Source organism: Flavobacterium succinicans LMG 10402 (assembly GCF_000611675.1).
In the GTDB taxonomy this organism is placed as follows: Bacteria; Bacteroidota; Bacteroidia; order Flavobacteriales; family Flavobacteriaceae; genus Flavobacterium; species Flavobacterium succinicans.
Genome location: NZ_JATV01000009.1, coordinates 1 through 22,205, shown reverse-complemented (window position 1 = coordinate 22,205; position 22,205 = coordinate 1). Strand labels below are relative to the sequence as shown.

At 34.1% G+C, this 22,205-nt stretch carries 15 protein-coding genes; 3 read left to right on the top strand and 12 right to left on the bottom strand.

The window, feature by feature from the left end; genetic code table 11:
• Position 1: 1 nt before the first annotated feature.
• The 4 genes from AO58_RS0110260 to AO58_RS0110245 all read right to left on the bottom strand — a co-directional run bounded on the left by AO58_RS0110260 (position 2) and on the right by AO58_RS0110245 (position 6,912).
• Positions 2-3,547, bottom strand: coding sequence for a SusC/RagA family TonB-linked outer membrane protein (locus AO58_RS0110260; RefSeq protein ID WP_162150402.1), 3,546 nt, complete (start codon positions 3,545-3,547; stop codon positions 2-4).
• A 382-nt stretch (positions 3,548-3,929) separates the two neighbouring features.
• Positions 3,930-5,102, bottom strand: coding sequence for a FecR family protein (locus AO58_RS17180; protein WP_074917697.1), 1,173 nt, complete (start codon positions 5,100-5,102; stop codon positions 3,930-3,932).
• Between the two features lie 214 nt (positions 5,103-5,316).
• Positions 5,317-5,868, bottom strand: a complete 552-nt coding sequence (locus tag AO58_RS17175; protein WP_051536678.1) for a sigma-70 family RNA polymerase sigma factor — start codon at positions 5,866-5,868, stop codon at positions 5,317-5,319.
• 282 nt (positions 5,869-6,150) lie between these two features.
• A complete protein-coding gene (locus AO58_RS0110245) occupies positions 6,151-6,912 on the bottom strand; it encodes a S1/P1 nuclease (RefSeq protein WP_024981621.1) in 762 nt (253 codons plus the stop codon).
• Between the two features lie 160 nt (positions 6,913-7,072).
• Here AO58_RS0110245 and AO58_RS0110240 point away from each other — a divergent pair, with 160 nt between their 5' ends.
• Complete coding sequence (locus tag AO58_RS0110240) at positions 7,073-7,531, top strand: RNA methyltransferase (RefSeq protein WP_024981620.1); 459 nt, start codon at positions 7,073-7,075, stop codon at positions 7,529-7,531.
• Between the two features lie 500 nt (positions 7,532-8,031).
• On the opposite strand, the gene AO58_RS0110235 is transcribed toward AO58_RS0110240, so the two are convergent.
• The 8 genes from AO58_RS0110235 to AO58_RS0110200 all read right to left on the bottom strand — a co-directional run bounded on the left by AO58_RS0110235 (position 8,032) and on the right by AO58_RS0110200 (position 20,528).
• A complete protein-coding gene (locus tag AO58_RS0110235; protein ID WP_024981619.1) occupies positions 8,032-9,303 on the bottom strand; it encodes an acyltransferase family protein in 1,272 nt (423 codons plus the stop codon).
• A gap of 69 nt (positions 9,304-9,372) precedes the next feature.
• Positions 9,373-10,881 (bottom strand): sodium:solute symporter, encoded by a 1,509-nt coding sequence (locus AO58_RS0110230; RefSeq protein ID WP_024981618.1) that lies wholly within the window; start codon positions 10,879-10,881, stop codon positions 9,373-9,375.
• Positions 10,882-10,907: 26 nt separating this feature from the next.
• Entirely contained in the window at positions 10,908-11,726 is an 819-nt protein-coding gene (gene murQ / locus AO58_RS0110225; RefSeq protein WP_024981617.1) for an N-acetylmuramic acid 6-phosphate etherase, read from the bottom strand.
• An 8-nt stretch (positions 11,727-11,734) separates the two neighbouring features.
• Positions 11,735-12,934: an exo-beta-N-acetylmuramidase NamZ family protein gene (locus AO58_RS0110220; RefSeq protein WP_035717650.1), complete on the bottom strand. Its 1,200-nt coding sequence runs from the start codon at positions 12,932-12,934 to the stop codon at positions 11,735-11,737.
• Positions 12,935-12,946: 12 nt separating this feature from the next.
• Complete coding sequence (locus tag AO58_RS17620) at positions 12,947-14,767, bottom strand: family 10 glycosylhydrolase (RefSeq protein ID WP_024981615.1); 1,821 nt, start codon at positions 14,765-14,767, stop codon at positions 12,947-12,949.
• A gap of 139 nt (positions 14,768-14,906) precedes the next feature.
• Positions 14,907-15,827, bottom strand: coding sequence for a DUF4397 domain-containing protein (locus AO58_RS0110210; RefSeq protein WP_024981614.1), 921 nt, complete (start codon positions 15,825-15,827; stop codon positions 14,907-14,909).
• A gap of 22 nt (positions 15,828-15,849) precedes the next feature.
• Positions 15,850-17,445, bottom strand: coding sequence for a SusD/RagB family nutrient-binding outer membrane lipoprotein (locus tag AO58_RS0110205; RefSeq protein ID WP_024981613.1), 1,596 nt, complete (start codon positions 17,443-17,445; stop codon positions 15,850-15,852).
• A gap of 11 nt (positions 17,446-17,456) precedes the next feature.
• Complete coding sequence (locus tag AO58_RS0110200; protein ID WP_024981612.1) at positions 17,457-20,528, bottom strand: SusC/RagA family TonB-linked outer membrane protein; 3,072 nt, start codon at positions 20,526-20,528, stop codon at positions 17,457-17,459.
• A 218-nt stretch (positions 20,529-20,746) separates the two neighbouring features.
• Here AO58_RS0110200 and AO58_RS0110195 point away from each other — a divergent pair, with 218 nt between their 5' ends.
• Complete coding sequence (locus AO58_RS0110195) at positions 20,747-21,496, top strand: DeoR/GlpR family DNA-binding transcription regulator (RefSeq protein ID WP_024981611.1); 750 nt, start codon at positions 20,747-20,749, stop codon at positions 21,494-21,496.
• Between the two features lie 140 nt (positions 21,497-21,636).
• Positions 21,637-22,205, top strand: a 569-nt coding sequence (locus AO58_RS17165; RefSeq protein WP_174382910.1) for a 6-phosphogluconolactonase, incomplete at its 3' end; no start/stop codon positions are given.

Genomic DNA, 22,205 nt, shown 5'->3' with positions numbered 1-22,205 from the left:
ATTAAAATTTTAAAGTTAGATTAAAACCAATGTTTCTTGTCGAAGGAAGTGAACCTCCTGAATAACCTGATGATAAGTTACCAGCACTAACCCCACTTTCTGGATCTGCATCCGGAAGATTTTTATCAATTATCCACAAATTCGACCCTATTAGAGATATTCTTAAATCTGTCAACTCCATTTTGGCTACAAACTTTGATGGAAATGCATAAGTAAGGTTTACCTCTCTTAGTTTAATATAACTGGCATCATATATATAGGCTTTTTCAGGATTGGCTTTATAGCCATAAATACTACCAGCGACTTCTGGACGTGGTGTTCTAGTGGTATTTGGTGTACCATCTTCATTTACACCAGGCAAAATTAAACCTCCACCATTCGCTAGTGTATTTCTCACTGGATTTCCTAATTCATTATACCCTGCAGTAGATTCGTATAAGCCTGTATGCTGTCCGTATGCTTGATCTAAAGAATAAATATCTCCACCATGTTGCACATCTATTAAGAAACCAAATGATACTTGTTTGTACGTAAATTTATTACGAAGTCCCCCGATCCAATCAGGAGTAATGTTTCCGATGACATTATTGGTAGTAGTGGTCATTACATAAAGTCCATTCTTGGTGATTTTTTGACCATCTGCAGCATAAACATAGTCTTTACCCACAATATCACCGTAAGGATTACCAACTTTTGCCACGATACCTATTCCTTGAAATCCACCTATAGAAAGAGTTTCAATTCCTGGCGCCAATGATACTAAGGTGTTTTTATTTTTAGACCAGTTGACAAAAACATCCCAGCTAAAATCTTTTGTTTGTATTGGAGTGATATTCAATTGTACTTCGACTCCTTTATTTTCAACCGAACCTGCGTTAACATATCTTGATGAGATACCTGTTGCTGTAGAATAATCTACTGGAAATATCTGATCTTTACTCAAACTTTTATAAATACTAACATCAAACCCAACTCGTTTGTTCAAAAACTGCATTTCTAATCCAAGCTCTTCTGAGACTGTTTTTACTGGTCGTAAATCAGGATTGCTGCTTCTATTGGGTTTAGAATAGATTTGATTGGAACCAAAAGGATTGTTTTTATCATAAACATCCGTCAACGAGTATAAATCAATACTTCCTTGAGGGTTTTCAGCATAACTTCCTCTTATTTTTCCAAAAGACAACCAATCTAAGTTAAGGTGTTTTGTAAAAACATAACTCGCAGAAGTAGAGAATGTATTTAAAGCATTATTCCCTTTTGGCAACGTAGAAAAGGCATCATTACGAACTGTTCCTTCTAAGTACAAGAAATCTTTATATCCTAAAGAAACCGAGGTATAAGCACTATTTACGGCCGAATTATTTTCTGTTTCTAACGGAAACGGAGAAGGACTTATGGAATTAGACAAGGCATAAATACCTGGAATAATAAGTCCTCCATCTGTTGAAGCAAGTGTTGAATTACTCTTGGTTCTTAATGTATTAGCCCCTGCCAAAGCATTAAGTGAAAGGTCTTCGCCAAATTTTTTCTTGAACGTTAAAATAAACTGATAGTTTTGTTCAGAGAATGTCCCAACATATTTTTGATATCCAGAAGGAACAGCTGCTCTACTGATCCCGAATGAGCCATTAATAGATCCTGTTGCTTTTCGTTCTTCACGTAATTCAGAATAACTATCAATACTTGCTTTTCCTGAAGCAGACAACCAATCGGTTATTTTATAATCCAGCTGTCCGTAACCAATAAAACGGTTTCTTCTATCCGATTGATAATTATTGTATCTGTTAAAATAAGGATTGTCCATCGTTTTAGGCGCTGTGTTTCCATTTGCTGGGTCTGCCATAAAAGAAGATATATTTTTACCTCCAGAATTTCTATAAACGTCTTTTAATGACTGAAGGTCAATATTAGTGGCCCACCATTGGCGAAACCAACCTGCTATATTATCTCCAGTATAACCAGAACTATTTCTACCAATTGTATTTTGCGTCATGAAGTTTGCAAAGACACTTGTTGAGAATTTATCAGTAAATTTATGGTTCAGCTTTATACTCGCGTTGTTTTTCTTCAATTCACTATTGGGTAAAATACCTGTTTCTTTATAATTATTATAATTCAAAACAAAATTCGATTTGTCATTAGCATCTTCCAAAGAAATGGAATTATTGAACGTAGTGGCCGTTTGGAAAAAACTAATCGGTCCATTTTTAGCGGCTTGCCAAGCTGATTTTTGGCCGTATTTCGAAGAATATGGAACATACGATTCCCAAGTAAAAACCGAAAGATTTGGATCAAATGCTACCCCATAAGAAGCATCATCAGTTGTGGTAACTACTTGATTTCCGTTTTTATCAATTGTAAAAAAGGCTCCCGTTGGACCTACTGGAATACCCTTCGGATTCCCAGCCGCATCATAACTAGGTCCATATCCTTGACCATATTTATTTTGATACACCGGGAAAGTGTTTTTATCAACAGAATTAACACTAAATTCACTCGATACGGTAACTCCAATACCTTTACCTGCTTTTCCTTTTTTAGTACTAATCATAATCACACCGTTACCAGCTTGCCAGCCATATAAAGCAGCAGCGGCAGCACCTTTTAATACGTTGATAGACTCAATATCATCAGGATTAATATCCATGGCGGCGTTACCATAATCATAGGTATTTCTAGAACCTTGACCTGCAGTACTTGAATTTACCGTTGAATTGTTAATTGGCATACCATCAATTACAATAAGCATTTGGTTGTTTCCAGTAAGATTCTTAATCCCTCTTGAAACGATATTGGTAGAACCTCCAAAATTGGTGTTTTTTCTAATGTACACCCCAGCTGCTTTTCCGGAAAGATCGTTAAGAAAGTTACCACTTGCAGCTCCAGCAGATAAGTCGGTTCCTTTTAATTCTTGTGAAGCATAACCTAAAGCTTTTTTCTCTCTTTTTATACCTAAGGCTGTTACCACAATATTATTAAGCTCTGTAGTAGTTACCTGTAAGCGCACATTCATAAATGTTGTACTAACTGGTAATTCTTGAGTAATCATTCCAATATAGCTAATGACTACTTTAGCCTCATTATTTGCTACTTCTATCGAAAATTTCCCATCAAAATCGGTATGCGTGCTATTTTTAGTTCCCTTTTCCGTTACATTAGCTCCTGGAATTGGGATTCCAGCAACATCGGTCACTTTTCCTGTTATCTTTATTTTTTGTAAAACAAGAGTGGTACTTTTGGGTTTTTCTTTAATAATAACCGTATTATTATGTCCAATACTAATATCAATATTGGCATTTACGAGACTTTGTTTTAAAAGGTCGTTTGTTTTAATACTGCCTTTTTTTAATTGTACCTTAGGAAGTCCTTCAAAAATACCTTCTTCATAAAAGAATTTATAATCTGTTTGATCCATAATTAAATCAAAAACTTCATCTATCGTCACTTTTTTGTTTTCTTTTATCTCAATTTTTGAATGTTGTGACAAAACATTTTCTGGGTTTAGGGCAAAAAGGGTGGTACAAAATAAGAATATGAATGTTCGCATAATATTCATTAATAGCCACTTTCTATAGCAAAAATGGGCATCCGTATAATTAATTTTCATAAATTTGTCATTATTGTTTAGTTAAACTTTTTAATTAAATAGTGATCTAATAAGGGGGTAGAGTTGATACTTTGGTCGGTTAAACTCTATCCTTCTTTTTTTATTTCATTTCATTTCATTTCATAGGCAATGATATTTTTTGGTATTAATTTGTTGGTATGTATTTATAAGTGATGTATTCATTTTTTATGCTATTTCAATTCAATTTGTTTTCACAGAAATAATAGGACAATTTTAAAGACAAGTACGATAAACATTGATTTTAGCTACTATATCGATTGAAATTTTTATTAAAAAAAACTGTGTTTTCTAAGGATTACTGCTATTTAATTATTATTGTCTTCTCTTTAATTTCATAGCCATCAATTGTAGTTGATTTCATGATTGAAAGTATTTCTTCTAGCGATTGCTTTTTATCAAGACTTCCTTTAAAATGAACTGTTTCGAGTTTTTTAGTTGCAAAAATTACATCAACATCATACCATCTTGAAATTACCTTCATAATTTCTTTTAGTGGTTTCCCTTTAAAACTAAAGACCCCATCTTTCCAGGATATTTCATTATAAGTATCCACGGTCTTAATGATTGAAGTGTTATTTTTAAGATCTAGATTGAGTTGTTGATTAGGGATTAAACTTACTTTCTTGCTTTGTGTTTCAACATTCACTTTTCCATTTACTAGCGTGGTATAAATATTGGACTCATCACGATACGCCTTGATATTGAACTCAGTTCCTACCACATCAATTTTCTGCTTTCGATTATAAACCTGAAAATGTGAGCCCTTATGAGAAGTACTAGGTGATACTTCAAAATAAGCTTCTCCATAAACCAATTCCACCTCTCTAGGTGCTCCTTCAATAAATGCTACAGGAAATTTTAATTGAGATTCAGAATTCAACCAAACTTTAGTGCCATCGGAGAGTTTTATAACAAATTGTCCCCCTCTTGGAATGGTAATATGATTATAAACTAGTTTAGATGATTTTTGCTTATTAGCCGCATAAATGATTTCTTCACCATTACTATTTGCATTTTGAGTTTGTAATGAACTCCCTTTTTTTAATTCAAATTCAGAACCATCTGCTAATGTTAAAGTTGCCTTATCCGTTCCATAATTACTTTTTTGAATGTTTTTTACAACAACTTCAGGCTTAGCCTCGGATGTATGGAATAGTGTATCTTTGAAACGTAAAGTTGTAATAAACAAACCAACCAATACAGCGGCAGCGACATAACGTAACCAAGGTTTTTTACTTATTGCAAAAACTGGTTTATTGTTTTTTTCATGATATTTAGCTTCTACTGCTTCCCATGCTTTTTCAGTATCCATAGCAGAATACTTATCCATTCGATCTACTATTTTTTTGATTTTAACCTCTTTTATAAAAGGCTTCTTTCTTCTAAAAGCTTTCAATTCCAATTCCTCAGAATGGGTTAAGACTTTTAGTTTTCTTTTGATAAGTAATCGGGAAATTTGAAAAATATCTATCATTCTATTGTTCATTTATTATAGAACAACTGACAGTTAAAAAGGTACTATCAAAAAATTATATTTTTTTTATAAATATTTTAAAACGAAAATTCATATATAATTATGGCGGAACTACCAAGCAGTATAAAGAAACCATAATCCCTTCACAATTAGGTAATTAAAAAGTAAATTCATTTTGATATTAAAAAATGAAGCGAAAAAAAAAAAAAAAAAATTAAACCAATAAAAAATAAATTATAGCCTCTAGATCTTGAAACTGCTCTCTTAATATTTTATAAGATTGGCTTTTTAACGTTTTAACTGTTTGAAGTTGTATTCCTAATTCTACAGCAATTTCAGTGTTTTTAAGACCTTTAAGACTTAGTTTTATAATTTCTTTTTTTCTATCAGGCAAACCTTCAATCGCTTTATAAAGCTGACTCACTATATCTTCTTCAAGTACATGCTTCAAAAACAAGTCATCATCTTCCAAAGATTGAATAGCCGTAGTTGCATATTTATTTTTTACCAAATTATGTTTGATAACATTATAACATTTGTTACGAACAGCTTTATACAGATACAATTTCAAATGGAGTTCGTCTGGGAATGTAGTTTGTTTTTCCCAAAGATTTATAAAAACATCCTGAACCAAATCTTCCCCTTCTTCAATACTAAGAAAACGATTTGAATATTGAACAAGTGACCTATAATGCTCATTGAACAGTTTCTTTATATAGATTTCACTACTATTATGTACATCTACATCCAATACCTTTTTTTTCAAAAATTAGTTTTTATCTCTGGCAAATTAAATAAATAAATTTCAATAATGACTCATTAAAAAAGGTGAAATACATAACTTAAACCCAATCTAAACTCCTACTGATTGCATTTACCTAAAGCTAGAATTCAAAAAAATAAAGAAATTTTAGCAAATGAGAACTAATTTGTTTTTTTGAGTGAAGCTAATCTAGACAATGATACATTAATTGATTCTCTTCCTTTACTTAAATTACAAAAAACACAGGCTAATTGCTGCTTATTGGTCAGGTTTCTTTGAATGTTTTTACGAACCAAATACTTCTGTTAGTACAGCAGAAAGTCGTAAACCAGCATGCAAAAGTTGTTTTTTTATGATGGGTGCTTGAGTGTCCACGTACGTTTCGCTTATGATATTATTTTTATAATCATAAATAGTAGGCATGTGGCTACGAGATTCTTTAGCCCATTTTACGGTATTGATTTTGCCTAAACGTTTGATTTGGTGTTTTGAATAAGTGTTAAGCGCCAAGCAATCACTTAGTGAAATGTTTCTAGCATTAATGATGCCGCTATCAAAAAAAGAATGCAAATTGGTGCCTTTTCCGTTGTAGTTAATTTGTTTGGTATTACCTCCCTTATCCGTGCCAAAACCTACATGTAAAGGTTGATGTAAATCGCCCACTAAGTGAAAAATAATACAGATTTTCATTTTTACCGCTTCATCAGAGAGGTTTTTGTAGTTTTTCAATTCCTGTATGGTTTGGGTCAATCGGAAAATGATATTGTCGCCTTCGTGGCTCACTACTTTTACACCTTGATCAAAATTTACGTAATGATACGGTTTTAAATAATCGTAGGAGTGATCGTCTCGAAGTTCATCCATCCAATTCGCTGCATCTTGTATGGAACGCCCGTCAAGGTATTTTGTTACTATCTTTTGTACAGCTGGATCCAAATAAGTAAAGGCAATTTCGGCCACTAAGGCATGTCCTTTTTTACCCCAGGCAAAGCTTTGAGAAGTGAAAACAAAAAGAGTGATAACAAGGAATAGAATTTGTTTTTTCATTAGAATTTATTTTAAAGCGGCAAAAATAGGGATAATCATTGAATTCAATTCTTTTTTTCTTTTTATAGAATTCGATTAGGCTAATAATGAAGCAGTGATAGGATAAATTTGCTCAAAGAAATTCTGGAATTGTTACGACTGAGTTTGTATTTTTGCAAGTATGAATGATAACTTTATAAATGAATATTTTGGGATTGGGATACAAAATGGTAAAACACCCGAAAATTTAGGGGTTTTATGGCGAACAGCACAAAACTTAGGCGCTACTTTTATATTTACAATTGGCAATCGATATGCCAAACAAGCTTGTGACACGCATGACGCTGTAAAAGCCATTCCTTATTTTCACTATGAAAATTTTGAAGATTTTTATGATAATTTACCTAAAGGTGCACGATTGGTAGGGGTGGAATTAGATGAAAATGCTTGTGATTTGGAAACTTTTGAGCATCCAAGACGTTGCGTGTATTTGCTAGGAGCCGAAGATCATGGTTTGTCTAAAAAAGCCATGCAGCAATGTCATCATTTAATAAAATTTAAATCACAAAAGAGTTTGAATGTCTCTGTGGCTGGAAGTATAGTGATGTACGACAGAAATTTACCAAAACCTAGATCTTAAATTTCTTGATTACCATGAGGGTTTAACCCATAATCCGCATTAGACTTCGTAGCGAAACTAAATTATTCAATAAAAGGAAGAGCTCACGGACTATTTTTGAAGAAGGAAACAACGTTCAGTGAATACCTATATAAAATATAAACCAATGAGCTAATACTTTTGTATTTTGAATTTAAAAATAGGAGTAAGTTCTTGGTTTTGAAGAAGAAATTCATTCACTGAACTCCGCTAAAAAATATAAATATGGTGAAGTAATTTAGTTGTAGTAGATTTCTAATGCGGAATCTGGGTTTAATGATATTTCAATTAGATGTATTGCAATTCTGTCAAGGATAGGAACGAAAAGCCCGTAAAGGCTGAAATCGTAGTACAACAACCCCCAAAAGAGCGACTAAAAGAAGCTCCTTTTGGGGGTATGTTGTATCGATTGAAGACTGCGGACTTGTAGTGGATAGCCTGCCCGGACAGCATCATTGTAATTTAAAAGGATATACTACTTATTAAACTTTAAAAATGAGTTTCTTTTTAAATAAAATCCATAGAATCACACACCAAAAAGCAGCGTAGCTCAAGGCATACCCTAATGAGGCATTCATGGGGTTTTCAAAGCTAGGGCTTATTATAAAATCGTACAGATAGGTTTGTACCGAAAGGGTTTCGGTGGGTAGGTTAGGGTTTTGAATTTGGATACCACTTAGGACTCTAGGAATAATTCCTGAAAAGAAAAATACAATCATAGGATTTACACCCCAAAACAAGAAAACCTTAGTCCATTTGGAGTAGTTGGCGACATCAATAATGTAATAGAGTGCAATTAAACATAAGGATGCAATTCCTGCAGTGTACAAGACATACGAGCTGGTCCAAAGCGATTTGTTTATAGGGAAGACACTATTCCAAACTAGTCCTAAAGCAAGTAAACCCAAACCATATAGCGCTACTCTTTTTACAATAGCCATTTTTGAAATGGGAAGATGAAAAAGTTGTCCAATCAACATACCTATTATACCTGTAGCAATGGCTGGAATGGTACTCAAAATACCTTCCGGATCCCATGTTTTTGAGGCTCCCCATAAATGACCATTGAGTAAGATGTTATCAAGCCATGCTGCTAAATTTGTGCCTTTGTCTAAATTAGCAGGACCTATTCCAGGAACAGGAATTAAAGTCATTATAGCCCAATATGCTACTAATAAAAGGCCAGCAATGATTAGCTGTAGTTTGTAATTTGATTTGATATACAAGATAGCCACAATAAAATAAATGATTCCTATACGTTGCAATACACCGGGAATACGAACCTCGCTATAGGCTTCAATGCCGCTAAAGGCCAAAATAAGCATCAAGCCCAAAAGTCCAAAAGCCAATCCCGCTTTTACATTGGTTGAAAAATTACCAAGCAAGGCATAAGCAACAAGTAAAGTAATTACAATTCGTGCTATCAAAACGGAAGTCCCTTCTAAACCGAAAACTTCAATGGTGCTGAAAAAATTTAAAAACAATCCCAAACAAAAAATACGTGCTGAGCGTATGGCTATTTTTTGTAAAACGGTAACGTTCCATATTTTTTCAGGTATTGCAAATGGTACCGCAGTTCCCATAATGAAGATAAAAAAAGGAAAAACTAAATCGGTTGGGGTGCAACCATGCCATTCCGCATGTGCTAATGGAGGATAAATCGCACTCCAACTCCCAGGATTGTTGACAATAGTCATCAATAAAATGGTAAATCCTCTAAATATATCAAGAGAAAGTAATCGTTCTTTGTTCATGGTAAGGTAATTTTGGGTTTGTGTTTTTTTTACAATTTCATCATGGTTACATTTGAAATTTTAGTTTATTTAAAATCGTATCGTTTCAGTTGTTCTTGTACTAATGGCATAAAGTCCAAGATAAGTCAATAATCCATTTACCACAATTAACTCATTATCAAAAACATAACCACCTAAAAGATAAAAACTATTTTCACTAATCAGATATGTAAATATAGGTGAAATTACACACAAATAGGGAACCCAACGGTCTTTTACAACTTTGTTTTTTTGAAAAAGACCAAAGGCATATAACCCCAATAAAGGTCCGTACGTATAGGAAGCAACTTTAAAAATCATTGCTACAACGGAACTATCATTGATAGCATTAAAAAATAAGATAAAAATGAAAATCAGTAATGAGAAACTTAGATGAACTATATGTCTTATTTTAATCGCCTTTTTTTGTTCGCCCTCTTCCTTTTTGTCCATTTCTAGAAAATCGATACAAAAAGAAGTAGTTAGTGCTGTTAAAGCCGAATCGGTTGTTGCGAAAGTAGCCGCTATAATTCCTAGCAAAAATACAATCGCAGGAATCGTTGATAGATGATTAAGGGCAATTTCTGGGAACAATAAATCTGTTCTAGGTTTTTGAGTAATGGCATCAAGAGGAACCGCTATTCCATATTTTTCGGCATACAAATAAAGCAAAGCACCTACACTTAAAAAGAAGATATTGATAATTACAAACAAGACTGTAAACGTATAAATATTTTTTTGTGCTTCTTTAATATTTTTACAACTCAAATTCTTTTGCATTAAATCCTGATCAAGCCCTGTCATTGCTATAGTTACAAACATACCACCAATAATTTGTTTGATGAAATGAAATTTGCCTCCTAAGAAATCATCAAAGAAAAATATTTTGGAATAATTGCTGTTTTTGACTTCATTAAAAGCTTGGATAGGACCAAAATCAAGACTGTCACAAATGAAATAAATGGTTAAAAAAACAGAGGTTACTAAGAAAAAAGTTTGAAGTGTATCAGTAATAATGATGGTTTTTAAACCACTTCGGTAGGTATAGGAAAAAATTAATAATAACGAAATCAAAACCGTAACGGCAAAGGGAATTTGATAAAAATCAAATACATAGCGCTGCAAAACGATGATTACTAAGTACAATCGAAAAGCAGAGCTGATTGTTCTACTAATTAAAAAAATGGAAGCGGCAGTTTTGTAGCTATAAAAGCCCATTCTTTGTTCAATATAGCTATAGATAGAAGTTAAGTTCATTCGATAGTACAAGGGCAATAGTATTTTAGCAATCACTAAAAAACCAAGCATATTACCCAATACAAATTGAAAATACTTAAATTGTTCTCCAGAAGGTGAGCCCACTTCGCCAGGCACAGAAATAAATGTAACCCCAGATAAAGCAGTACCTATCAATCCAAAAGCGACTAAGTACCATTTTGAATTTTTATTTGCCGAAAAAAATGCTGCATTACCATTGTCGTTTTTACTTACTCGATTTGAAATGATAAAAAGCGTGCCGAAATAGATGATTATTAAAAGGAGAATACCACTTGGTGTCATATCTTTTGTTTAAGGATTATGGCTATTTATTGATTTTTGTAGGCATGAAGGGCTGCTCTTACGCTTTTGTGTTTTAGTAGTAGCTCTTGGGCAAGTGCGTCATCAATGTCTAACTCTGAAACGATCATATCAATGCCTCTTTTTACTAATTTTTTATTTGAAAGTTGCATATCAATCATTTTATTTCCCTTAACTCTTCCTAATTGAATCATGATCGAAGTAGAAATCATATTTAAAACTAATTTTTGAGAGGTACCTGCTTTCATACGAGTGCTTCCTGTAAGGAACTCCGGTCCTACCACTAATTCAATGGGATAGTCTACGTTTTGAGAGATTAAATTATTTTTGGTACATGAAATACCTCCAGTAAGAATATTGTGTTCTTTGGCTTTTTTTAAACCACCAATTACATAAGGAGTATTACCCGAGGCGGCAATACCAATAACTACATCAGCAGGGCTAATATTGTGTTGTAATAGGTCGACCCAAGCTTGTTCACTATCATCTTCAGCGTTTTCTACCGCTTTTCGTATAGCGGTATCTCCACCTGCAATAATACCAATAATCATGTTTTGTGGCACTCCAAAAGTAGGAGGACATTCCGAAGCATCCAAAATACCAATACGCCCTGATGTTCCTGCACCTATATAAAATAAACGCCCGCCATCTCTCATTTTTAAAACAATTTGATCAATAAGTTTTTCTATTTTTGGTATTTGCTTCTCTACAATTTTTGCTATTTTTTTATCTTCATTATTAATGTTTGTGAGTAATTCTGAGGTACTCATCTTTTCTAAATTAGTATATAATGAATCTTGTTCAGTTTCCATGTTTAGAGTATTCATTTAAAGGATTAATATAATAAGTATTTTTGACGAATCTTTTGAAAATCATCCAAGCCATGTTTCCATGATTTACGAATTGTAGCAACAGATGCTCCTTTCTCAATTTGAAACTGTAATTGTGGTGTTCCAGCTAGTTTAGTGAAAAAATCATTGAAAAATTTACTTTTGTCCTTCGTTTTCTTATATGCTTTTAGTAACCATTTGAGTTCAATTCCTTTTGGTCTTGGCACCAAAGAAAGGTCTTCACCATAACAAAGAACACCGTTGTGCATTGGTGTTTTTGCACCAAAATTTGGTCTTGGCATGAAGCTAAATGACGTGGTCTTTAGAAATGGAGATCCGTATATTTGAAATTGTTTTTCAGTTCCTCTCCCTACGCTTACATTTGTTCCTTCGAACAAACATAAACTAGCATACAAATGTATCGCTTGTTGATTGGGTAAATTTGGAGAGGGTTTTACTGGTAATACATACTTCGCTTGGTGATTATAGTTAAGACAAGGTATTATTGTGAGTTGACATTGTATACCATTTTTCAACCATTTTTCACCATTAATCATTTGTGCGTATTCTCCGATGGTCATGCCGTGTAGCATGGGTATGGGATGCACTCCAACAAAACTGCTGTAGTTTTTCTCTAAAATAGGCCCATCGATTACACCACCGTTTGGGTTGGGACGATCTAAAACAACTAATGGAATCGATTGCTCAGCACAAGCCTCCATCAAATAATGCAAGGAAGAAATATAGGTATAAAAGCGAGCCCCCACATCTTGTAAATCAAAAACCATGATCTCAATCCCTTGAAGTTGTTCCTTTGAAGGTTTTACATTTTTTCCATACAAAGAAACAATTTGAATTCCAGTTTTGGCATCTTTCCCGTCTTTTACATGTTCTCCTGCATCTGCTGTCCCTCGAAAACCATGTTCGGGAGCAAAAATGGTGTGTATGGAAATGGCTTTTTCAAGTAAAAAATCTACCAAGTGTTTTTGGTTAGATAGGACGCCTGTCTGATTGGTAAGAAGTCCTATTTTTTTTCCCTTTAATAATGGAAGATATGCCATAGAATTATCAGCTCCCGTCTCTATGGATCGGGTATTGAAATGAGCTTGAGGCATTTTTTTGTTCACGATTGAATTAGAAAATCCAATATAGCTCATGGATAAGGCTAGGGCCAAATGTATATGTTTTATGAATAGAGCTTTCATGCGTTATTTTTATTAGTTTTTTAAGAGTATATGACTTTCACTTTTACCATTTTCGAAGATTATTTTGATGAAATGCATGCCGTTTGAAAAATATTTAGTATCGATTTCAATAGGTGAAACACTTTCATTTACAGTTTTAGTGATAATCTCTTGACCAAGAATAGTGTAAAAGATAACTTTTGCTATTGCAGATGCCGTAGTGCTATTTTCAATTGTTAGGGTATTTTGAAATGGATTAGGATAAATCTTTAATTCGGATACAAAATTTTGAGAAGAACTGGCTAATGTGGTGTTAAAATTGCCAGCTTCATTATTGTTTTTATCCAAAGCAGTTACTACAAAATGTTTAGTGTCAATTAGATTTTGTGTAAGCTGAATTTCATTTCCAACAATAATATCTAAAATTTTAGCACCATCGTCTTTATTGGTAATGGCTTCAGCAGAGGAATTAAAGGCATAGACCACATATTTTATCGGAAGATCTCCATCAGAGGCTACAGCTGGCGTATCCCATTTTAATTTTGTAGATTCAAATCTTAGGTTTAGAGGGGGATTAGGGCAGATTCCATCTTTTCCTACAATGGGAGGAGCAAAGGATTTGTATTTATATTGTGTTGCATTTAGGGCGGCATTTAAACTTTTTGGATCGGATTTTATATTCGTATAGTTATAAGCAATTTGCCCAAAAGTAGCTTCCATGGTTTGGACTCTATTTTGATTGATCTGATTTTGTATTTCTGTAGCACTCCAAGCGTTCGAATCATACATTTTGTAATAAGCTTGGCTAATGTATAGTTGTTTGTTTTTATTCTTTACTTGATCATTCCACCATTTGGAGAGTGCATTGTAGTCTTGACTTCCAATGATTTTCCAATACAATTGTGGTGCTAGATAATCCACTTTTTCTGCGTTTAGCCAAGCAATTGGGTCACAATACAAGGCGTCAAATGAAGAGTTTCCACTAATTCCTGTTGGTGTCCCTGCTTTCCATATACCAAAGGGACTTACTCCAAAAACGATATTTTTATTTTGAATGTTATTGATGGTTTGAATGGCATCATATACTTTGGCAATCATTTTGTTAACATTACTTCTTCGCCAATCCGCCAAAGATAATCCGTCTGGATTATTGGTTAAAAATGTTGCTGCGTCTTGATTGTTTGGTGCGGCTAACATGCCTCCATTAGGATAGAAATAATCGTCAAAATGAATACCATCAACATCGTATCGGCTAGCTATATCTTGAACAACAGTCGTAATGAAATTGGTAACGGCTGGAAGTCCTGGATCTAGAATTCGCAAATGGAGTTCACGGTCTACAGGGCTATAAACAGGGTCAATTATCCAAGAAGGATTGACATTCATGACATGATTGGATGCTTTTGGATAAGTAACAACGTCAGAAGTTTGAGCTCTATAAGGATTTAGCCATGCGTGTAAATCAAGCCCTCTTTTGTGCGCCTCCTCAACTGCAAAAGTAAGTGGATCCCAAATGGGTGAGGGAGCAACTCCCTGAGTTCCTGTTAACCATTGTGACCAAGGCTCTAGGTTAGAGTTATACAATGCATCACATTCAGATCGTACTTGGAAAAACACACTATTATAGCCGTTTGTTTTTAAATTATCCAGTAGTGTGATTAGCTCTGCTTTTTGTTCATCAGGAGTTGATTTTTTATTAGAAGGCCAGTTTAAGTTGTAAACTGAGGCAACAAAAACACCTCTAAGTTCTCGTTTGGGATTATTTTTATTGAATTCAGAATTAATGTAGCATTGAGCAATTAAAGAAAAATGGCAAACAAAACTTAGAGCAATTAATAAATATGTTTTTTTCATGATTTTTCATTGATTATTTTGAGTTTTTACCTCTACATGATTATTTTTTTGCATGAAAAATTTTCTTGCTTTCATTTAAGTAAGCAACTAGAAAAAAATATAACCACTTTAGATTTTACTAAAATGGTTATATTTTGAATTAAAAATTGGTGTAAAAAGAAATGGTAGGTATATTGGCTGTAGCAGTCGGAACACCTCCAAAATATCCTCTGCAAAAAATGGTATACATTCTTCCCGCTCTTGGAATAAAAATTCCAGTTCCAGAATTGGCTTGATTAGCAACTAGTGCAGGAGCTGCTAGTCCAGGAGTGTTTATTGCGGCTCCTGAAACGCGCAGTTGGATTTGATACCCTCGGTTGTCTATTGCCTCTTGTGGTTCAATAGCAATAAATGTCTCTTTTCCTCCTTTAAAAGTAATTCCTTTGTATGTGGTAACTTCTTTAGTAACTACTGGCGTCCCTCCTGGAATTGATGTAGTTTTAATTAATCCTAAATCATATCCAGCTACTGGTGAATTTGGAATTAGATTAATAAATCGGATATACGCTTTTGTTTTATCTAAATTTACAGTACTCAAATCATCATTGATTTTATGAGTAGTGTAAGTTACGGGAGCTACTTTTGGATCTGAACCAATGATGAAAATAGAATAATATTTTCCGCTTTCTGTTTTGAATGCCTCGGAAAAACGTTCCACTTCAGGTTTTTCGGGCAGCGTTGCGGTTGCGGCAATTTTTGGACTGATGCCTTTTAAAACTTGCTCACCTGAGGAGATATTAGAATAGTTTTCAATAGGGAAAGTACTTCCAAAACCAGTTCCTAATGGTAGTCCACTTGATATAATAAATCCTGAAACTTTTTCAGTTCCTAAAAAGAAATTTAATTGAGCATTTACACCTGCATCGCCAATGGCAGTATGAATGAATTTTACTTTAGCTTTATTTTCTATGTCAAAACTTTCATAAGGGTTAAAATCATTTTCTTCACCACAAGAAGTTACAAGTAATACGCCCAATAAGGGCAGAAAAGTACTTTTTATTTTTTTAAATATATTTTTCATAATAATTGGTTTAATGGGTTAATTAGGGTTTCATAAACCACATTTCAAAAGTGTGATAATCGAGTTTATCTGCGCCAATGCTTTGAATGGTCGCAAAATTCCACACATATTCAGAGTTGAAACGAGGTCTAACTCGGTATGGTAATTTTCCATTGTTGTCCAAAAACAAGGTGGTTGGAAAAGTCATGGTTTTGTAAATATTAGTATCGTATTTGTACTTACGCATATCGGTCCAAGCTTCTAATTGTCCAAAACCAAATAAAGAAATATACTTTTGAAGAATAATATGACTCATAGTCAAATTGGATTCTGATGGTACCACATTAGTGTTATTCATGAAAGCGGTAGCTTCAGCTGCAGTGATTAAAGAAGTTATAGGGTAAGTTGTACTCACAACAGTATTAGCATTTACAAAATCGATACTGGCTTGAATTCCTTTTTTGTAGGCGTCTAATGCTATTGTTTTGTTTCCTTTGATAAAAGCGGCTTCTGCTTTTATGAATTGAATTTCAGCATACGTCATTAATGGAAATTGAGCCTTATCTCTAAATAAGTATCGTCCAGGTGTTGTAACTGTTCCAGCTACAAATGTTCCGTATAAATTTGGAATTCTACTCGGTCCTGCAACCGAAGAAGCTGTAGTGTTTAGCGGGTTACCTACGAAGGTGTATTTTGAGGGATCCGGATTAGCTGGAGAAGCTGGTGCGGTTTCTGAATTTCCAATCGAGGGTGCCAAAACTCTTGACATACGCGGATCAATAGCTCCTGTAAAAACAGAACCGTTCATTAAACGTACCACAAAATCAGTTTGTCTAAAGTTTTGATAATTATTTCTCCCTGGACCGTTGAAGTTGGAGTCCGAGCTAATGGTTCCATTATAACTAATCAATGCATTATCTGCGTTAGAAGCTAGTGATTTATCACAAGCCTCAATTACTTTGTCAGGATTATAAGTTGACTTGTTAATTTGGTTGTTTAAGTTTCGAGCGACAACTCCCCATGCAAACTTAGTCCATTTGGATCGATCTCCTTTGTACATTTTATCCCCAACACCAGTATAGGCTGCAGAAACCACTCCATCTGTGCGTTGCAAATCAGCCACACCTGACTCGATGAGACGTAAAACTTCAGCATACACTTTATCTTGACCAACGTAATCATAGGATAGTCGTGGGGTAAAAACTTGATCAAAATCTATTAACTCTGAATGATAATCAGTGGCTACTTGCCAGGACCAAGCACGAATCACTTTTGAAATTCCAGTGATATCATGTCTTTGTTCAGCAGTGGCTTTTTTTTCTAGGTTGGTAACATTCAAGCCGAGAGAAAAGTAGGCCATTTTCCAAATTTCTCCTCCGGAATCACTATTTCTGGTGTACCCCATTAAGTCCCACTCATTACCTGCAGTAACATTACTAAAATTCTGTACATACCTTCCTAAAAAACGATTGTCAAATTGTAAACCCACTGCCATTTGCTGTTCAATAGGAGGAAGAAGAGCTTGAGTAGAAACATCTACCGGAAAACTCGGATTTACATTTAAATCTTGTAAATCATCACAAGATACGATGGCCGAAGTAATGGCGAGGGCAGCGATATATTTTTTTAAATTTTTCATAGTTTTTTTTTTTAAAATCCAACTTTCATTCCAATGTTAAATCCTCTAGGAGTGGATAGTACTCCAAAATCAAATCCTGCTCCACCAGCACCTCCAGTAGAGGCATTAAGACCATTAACTGCTGGGTCGGCTCCAGTATAATTGGTAATCATAAAAGCATCGGTAACAGTAAGAAATATTGAAAAGTTTTGAATAGGAGTGTTTTTTAAGGACTCTGCACTCATTCGATAGTTTAAAGTGATGTCACGCATTCTTAACCAATTGATATCTTTTTCAATAAAATCAGTCTCAATGGCGGCAGTTCTGTAATATTCATTTTGAAAGTACGGAGTGACTTGAATGGTATTTTTAGTAGGTGTGGCTGTGTTTTCTAAACCATCTCTAAGTACTCCCTCAATTACTCTTGGTTGTTCTCTATCTAAAGTGTTTTTTGATATTCCATTTTGGTACATAAACATTTCGGTGCCATTAAAAATATCACCACCTTTTCGAATATCTAATAGTAAGGATAGGGAGAAGTTTTTGTAATTAAATGTATTTTGGAAACCTACCACAAAATCAGGGTTTCTATCGCCAGTAATTTCAAAATTCGAATTTCGAATAGGGAATCCATTAGCATCTATTAAAACTTGTCCAGCATTATTTCTTAGGTAGCTATGAGAGGTTATGGAAGTAAGCGGCGAACCTACTTTTTGACCTGCTCTTGCATTGGCATACAACCAAGTGTCAGATACATAGTATTCTGTTACGCTTGGAGGTAAGTTAAGTAGCTCAGAATCGGTTTTGTTAAAGTTTACATTGAGATTCCAAGAAAAATCTTTGGTTTTTATGGGAGTCGCATTTAATGTAATTTCCAGTCCTTCATTTTTCAAATCCCCAAAGTTGGCAGATGTTACCACAAAGCCTGTACCATAGCTTAAACGCATGTTTCTTAGAATAGGGTCGATAGTTTTGGTACTGTAAACAGCTACATCAAGGCCTAATCTGTCTTGGAAAAACTTTAATTCAGTTCCAAATTCAAAAGACTTTCTAAATTCAGGTTTTAGGTTCGGATTTGCACCCGTTACACCGTACGCATATCCACCATCCGTTGTCAATTGAGGTTGGTATACAGCTACTGCAGAGTAAGGCGAGGGGATATTAGCGGCTTCTGCATACGAAGCTCTTAATTTACCATAAGAAAGCACTTTGTTTTCTTTTAAAAAGGGCAAGTTGCTAAACATGAAACTCGTAGCAACAGAAGGGTAGAAAAAGGGATCTGGCAATACAGAAGTCCAGTCTTTTCGACCAGTAAGTGTTAAAAATGCTATATTATCATAATCAAACGCCATCTCTGTAAAAAAACCAATTTGTCTACTTTGAACAATTCTTTCTTGAGATCGTTGAGTAGTGGCATCTGTATTGTTGATAGAATTGAAGTTAGGATCAAAAAATTTATTTCCGCTGGTAGAGAGTATACGGAAATAGTTATCATTAACCGCATTACCTAATAGTATTTTGGAATTGAATTTTCCAAAAGATTTTTTTACAGAGGCTAAAAAAGTAGTGTTTAAATTACTAGTAGAATTGTAGTAGGTTTCGATAAAACCCTGAGTGGTAATACCCGCTGCTGATTCTGGATGAATAGCTCTATATCCTTGTGCAGAGTTTACGTCCCATCCTATACGAGCTGTCAAATTCAACCAACTAGTTGGATCGTACACTAATCCTACGTTAGAAATAAAACGATTGTTGAAATCTTCGGCTACGTTTTTATTTACATCCCAAAATGGATTATCAGTTTCGGTATCCGAAATACCAGTTGAAATTTTTCTTCTAGATCCATCTGCATTCAAGTAGTTACGTACATCATCTGTTTGTGGCCAACCCAATAAGGTTAACACGTAGCCAGAGTTAGCTAATGCAGCTAGAGAACCTCCACCACCTTTTGAGGCTTTTTGATTGCTAGATTTTGTAAAACTAAAGGTTCCTTCGGATTTTAACTTTGGAGAAAGAATAGCAGAGCCATTTATAGCAACGTTTAAACGGTTAAATGCTGTATTAGGTGTTACTCCTTCTTGATCTAAATTACTCAATGAAACACGATAGGAACCTATTTCGCTTCCGGCTTCAAAAGAGATATTGTGTGTGGTAGATACTCCTGTTTTGAAGAAATTATCAATATTATTATAGAAATTTGTTCCCTCTGCAAATGGAGCTCCAAATTGTCTACGATAATCTATATTTGAGACTCCGTTGATACCTCTTTGATAGACTTGTTGAATCTCTGGAAATCGATACACCTGGTCAAAACGGGTGTTGTTCGAATAGGTGATTCTTCCTTTTCCTTTTCTTCCTTTTTTGGTTGTAATAACAATGGCCCCATTACCTGCTTGAATGCCATATAGAGCTGCTGCCTCTGGGCCTTTAAGTATCGTCAAAGACTCAATATCTTCAGGGTTGATGTCCGCTCCTCTGTTGGTGAAATCTTGATTTCTATTAGATTGATCAGATATTAATAACCCTTGACTAAGAGTTTCATTATTAATAGGTAAACCATCTACAATGTACAAGGGAGAATTGTTACCACTTAGGGAATTTACTCCTCTTAATTGGATAGCCGCAGAGGCTCCTGGAGCTCCAGAAGTAGAAGTAACAGTTAAACCGGCAACTCTTCCTTGTAATGCGTTAGCAAAGTTGGGTCTTTGTGTGTCTGCAAGTTCTTGTCCTTTTACTTCTTGAACGGAATAACCAAGTGCTTTTTTGTTTAGTTTTCGTCCAAGAGATCCAATTACAACGATTTCCTTTAGATTTTGTGAGGTTTCTGTAAGCAATACATCGAGTGTGCTGCTCAATACATTAAGACTCTTCGTGCCATAACCTATAAATGTAAATTCTAGCACGTCTCCTTTTGAAGCTTTTATTGCGTAAGTTCCATTTGGTTCTGTTGAAGTGTTTTTCTTGTTAGATTTATTAACAATATTGACTCCTGATAAAGGGGTTTTGTCAATATCTAAAACTTTACCTTTTACTGTAAATTCTTGAGAATAACTACTTAGTATTCCCCAAAAAAACAGCAATAAAATTAAATACTTTTTTTTCATGATGGTCAATTTTGGTTATACTACAAATATATTTAATTATTGCATATAAATGTAAATTTGAGTCAAATTTTATTTAAATAAATCATAAAAATGCACAATAATGCAATTTGTTATTTTTTTTTATTTATGTTTGTAGGGTGCGAAGAATGTATTTGTTTACACATTATCTTAATAGTTAGTGTATTTGTGAGTTATTTGTGATTTAAATTATAAAAGAGATGTTGAAAATTGAAAGACAAAAGTACATACTGGAAAAAATTGATAAAGAGCAAAAAGTACTGACTTTGGATCTTGCTTTGCTTTTGAATACTTCTGAGGATACTATAAGAAGGGATTTAAATGAATTGCACGCTAAAAAAAAACTAAACAAAGTCTACGGAGGTGCTGTTTTAATTACTGATGCTCCTGTTGATGTTTTTGATATTGTGATTACTTCTGAAGAGCAAAAGATAAAAATAGTAAGCAAGGCTTTATCTCTATTGCATGATGGCCAAGTAATAATAATGAGTGGGGGAAGCACTAATTTAGTTTTTGCTAGATTGATTCCTGCCGAGTTAAAGGCGACTATTTACACCTATAGTTTAAGAATTGCTATGCAACTTTCGCAACATCCAAATATTGATCTAATATTTATTGGCGGAAAAATGCAAAAAAATGCAATGGTAACTATTGGGATGGATGTGATACAGGTGTTATCAAGACTTAAAGCAGATATTTGTTTTATAGGTGCGTGCAGTGTTAATTTAGAACTAGGGTTGACAGAAGTAGATTACGAGGTGACCTTAGTTAAAAAAGCGATGATTGGAGCTTCAAAGCAAGTTGTTTCAATGTTTTCTTCTAATAAGCTGGATACTAAAATGCCTCATGTTGTGTGCGACTTAAATCATTTAAGCACTATAGTCACAGAATTAGATCCTGAAGATTATAGGTTATCAGAATACAAAAAAACAGGAATTAATATCTTATAACAGATATTTTTAGTATTATATTTAATGCATTATTATGCGTTATTTTTATTTTTATTAAAATTAAAATGCAAAATAACGTATTGTTTTTCTTTTTTTATTTAATTTTGTTACAACAACTACCATTAAATGATGAAGATAAAATGAAAACAACCTCAACAATTATTTATAATACCCCAGGAGCATTCGAAGAAACACGATTTGAAAAAATTCACAATGAAATTTTTAAAAATTCAGTGGAAGCTTCAAAAATAGTAGCTCAAGAAATAGCCGATTTGATTCGCTCAAAACAAGAAAGCAATGAGAATTGTGTGTTAGGATTGGCCACTGGATCATCGCCAATAAAAGTCTACGAAGAATTGGTTCGTATGCACAAAGAGGAAGGGTTAAGCTTTAAGAATGTAATCACTTTCAATTTGGATGAGTACTATCCGATGAATAAAGAAAACAAGCAAAGTTATCATTTCTTTATGCACCAACATTTATTCAATCATATTGATATTCATCCAGACAATGTTCACGTACCTGATGGAACGGTAGCCATTGAGGAGTTAAATCAATATTGTATTGATTACGAAATGAACATAAAAAACGCAGGTGGCCTTGATTTTCAATTGTTAGGAATTGGTCGTACGGGACACGTTGGTTTCAATGAGCCGGGCTCACATATCAATTCAGGAACTCGCATCATTACTTTGGATCATATCACTAG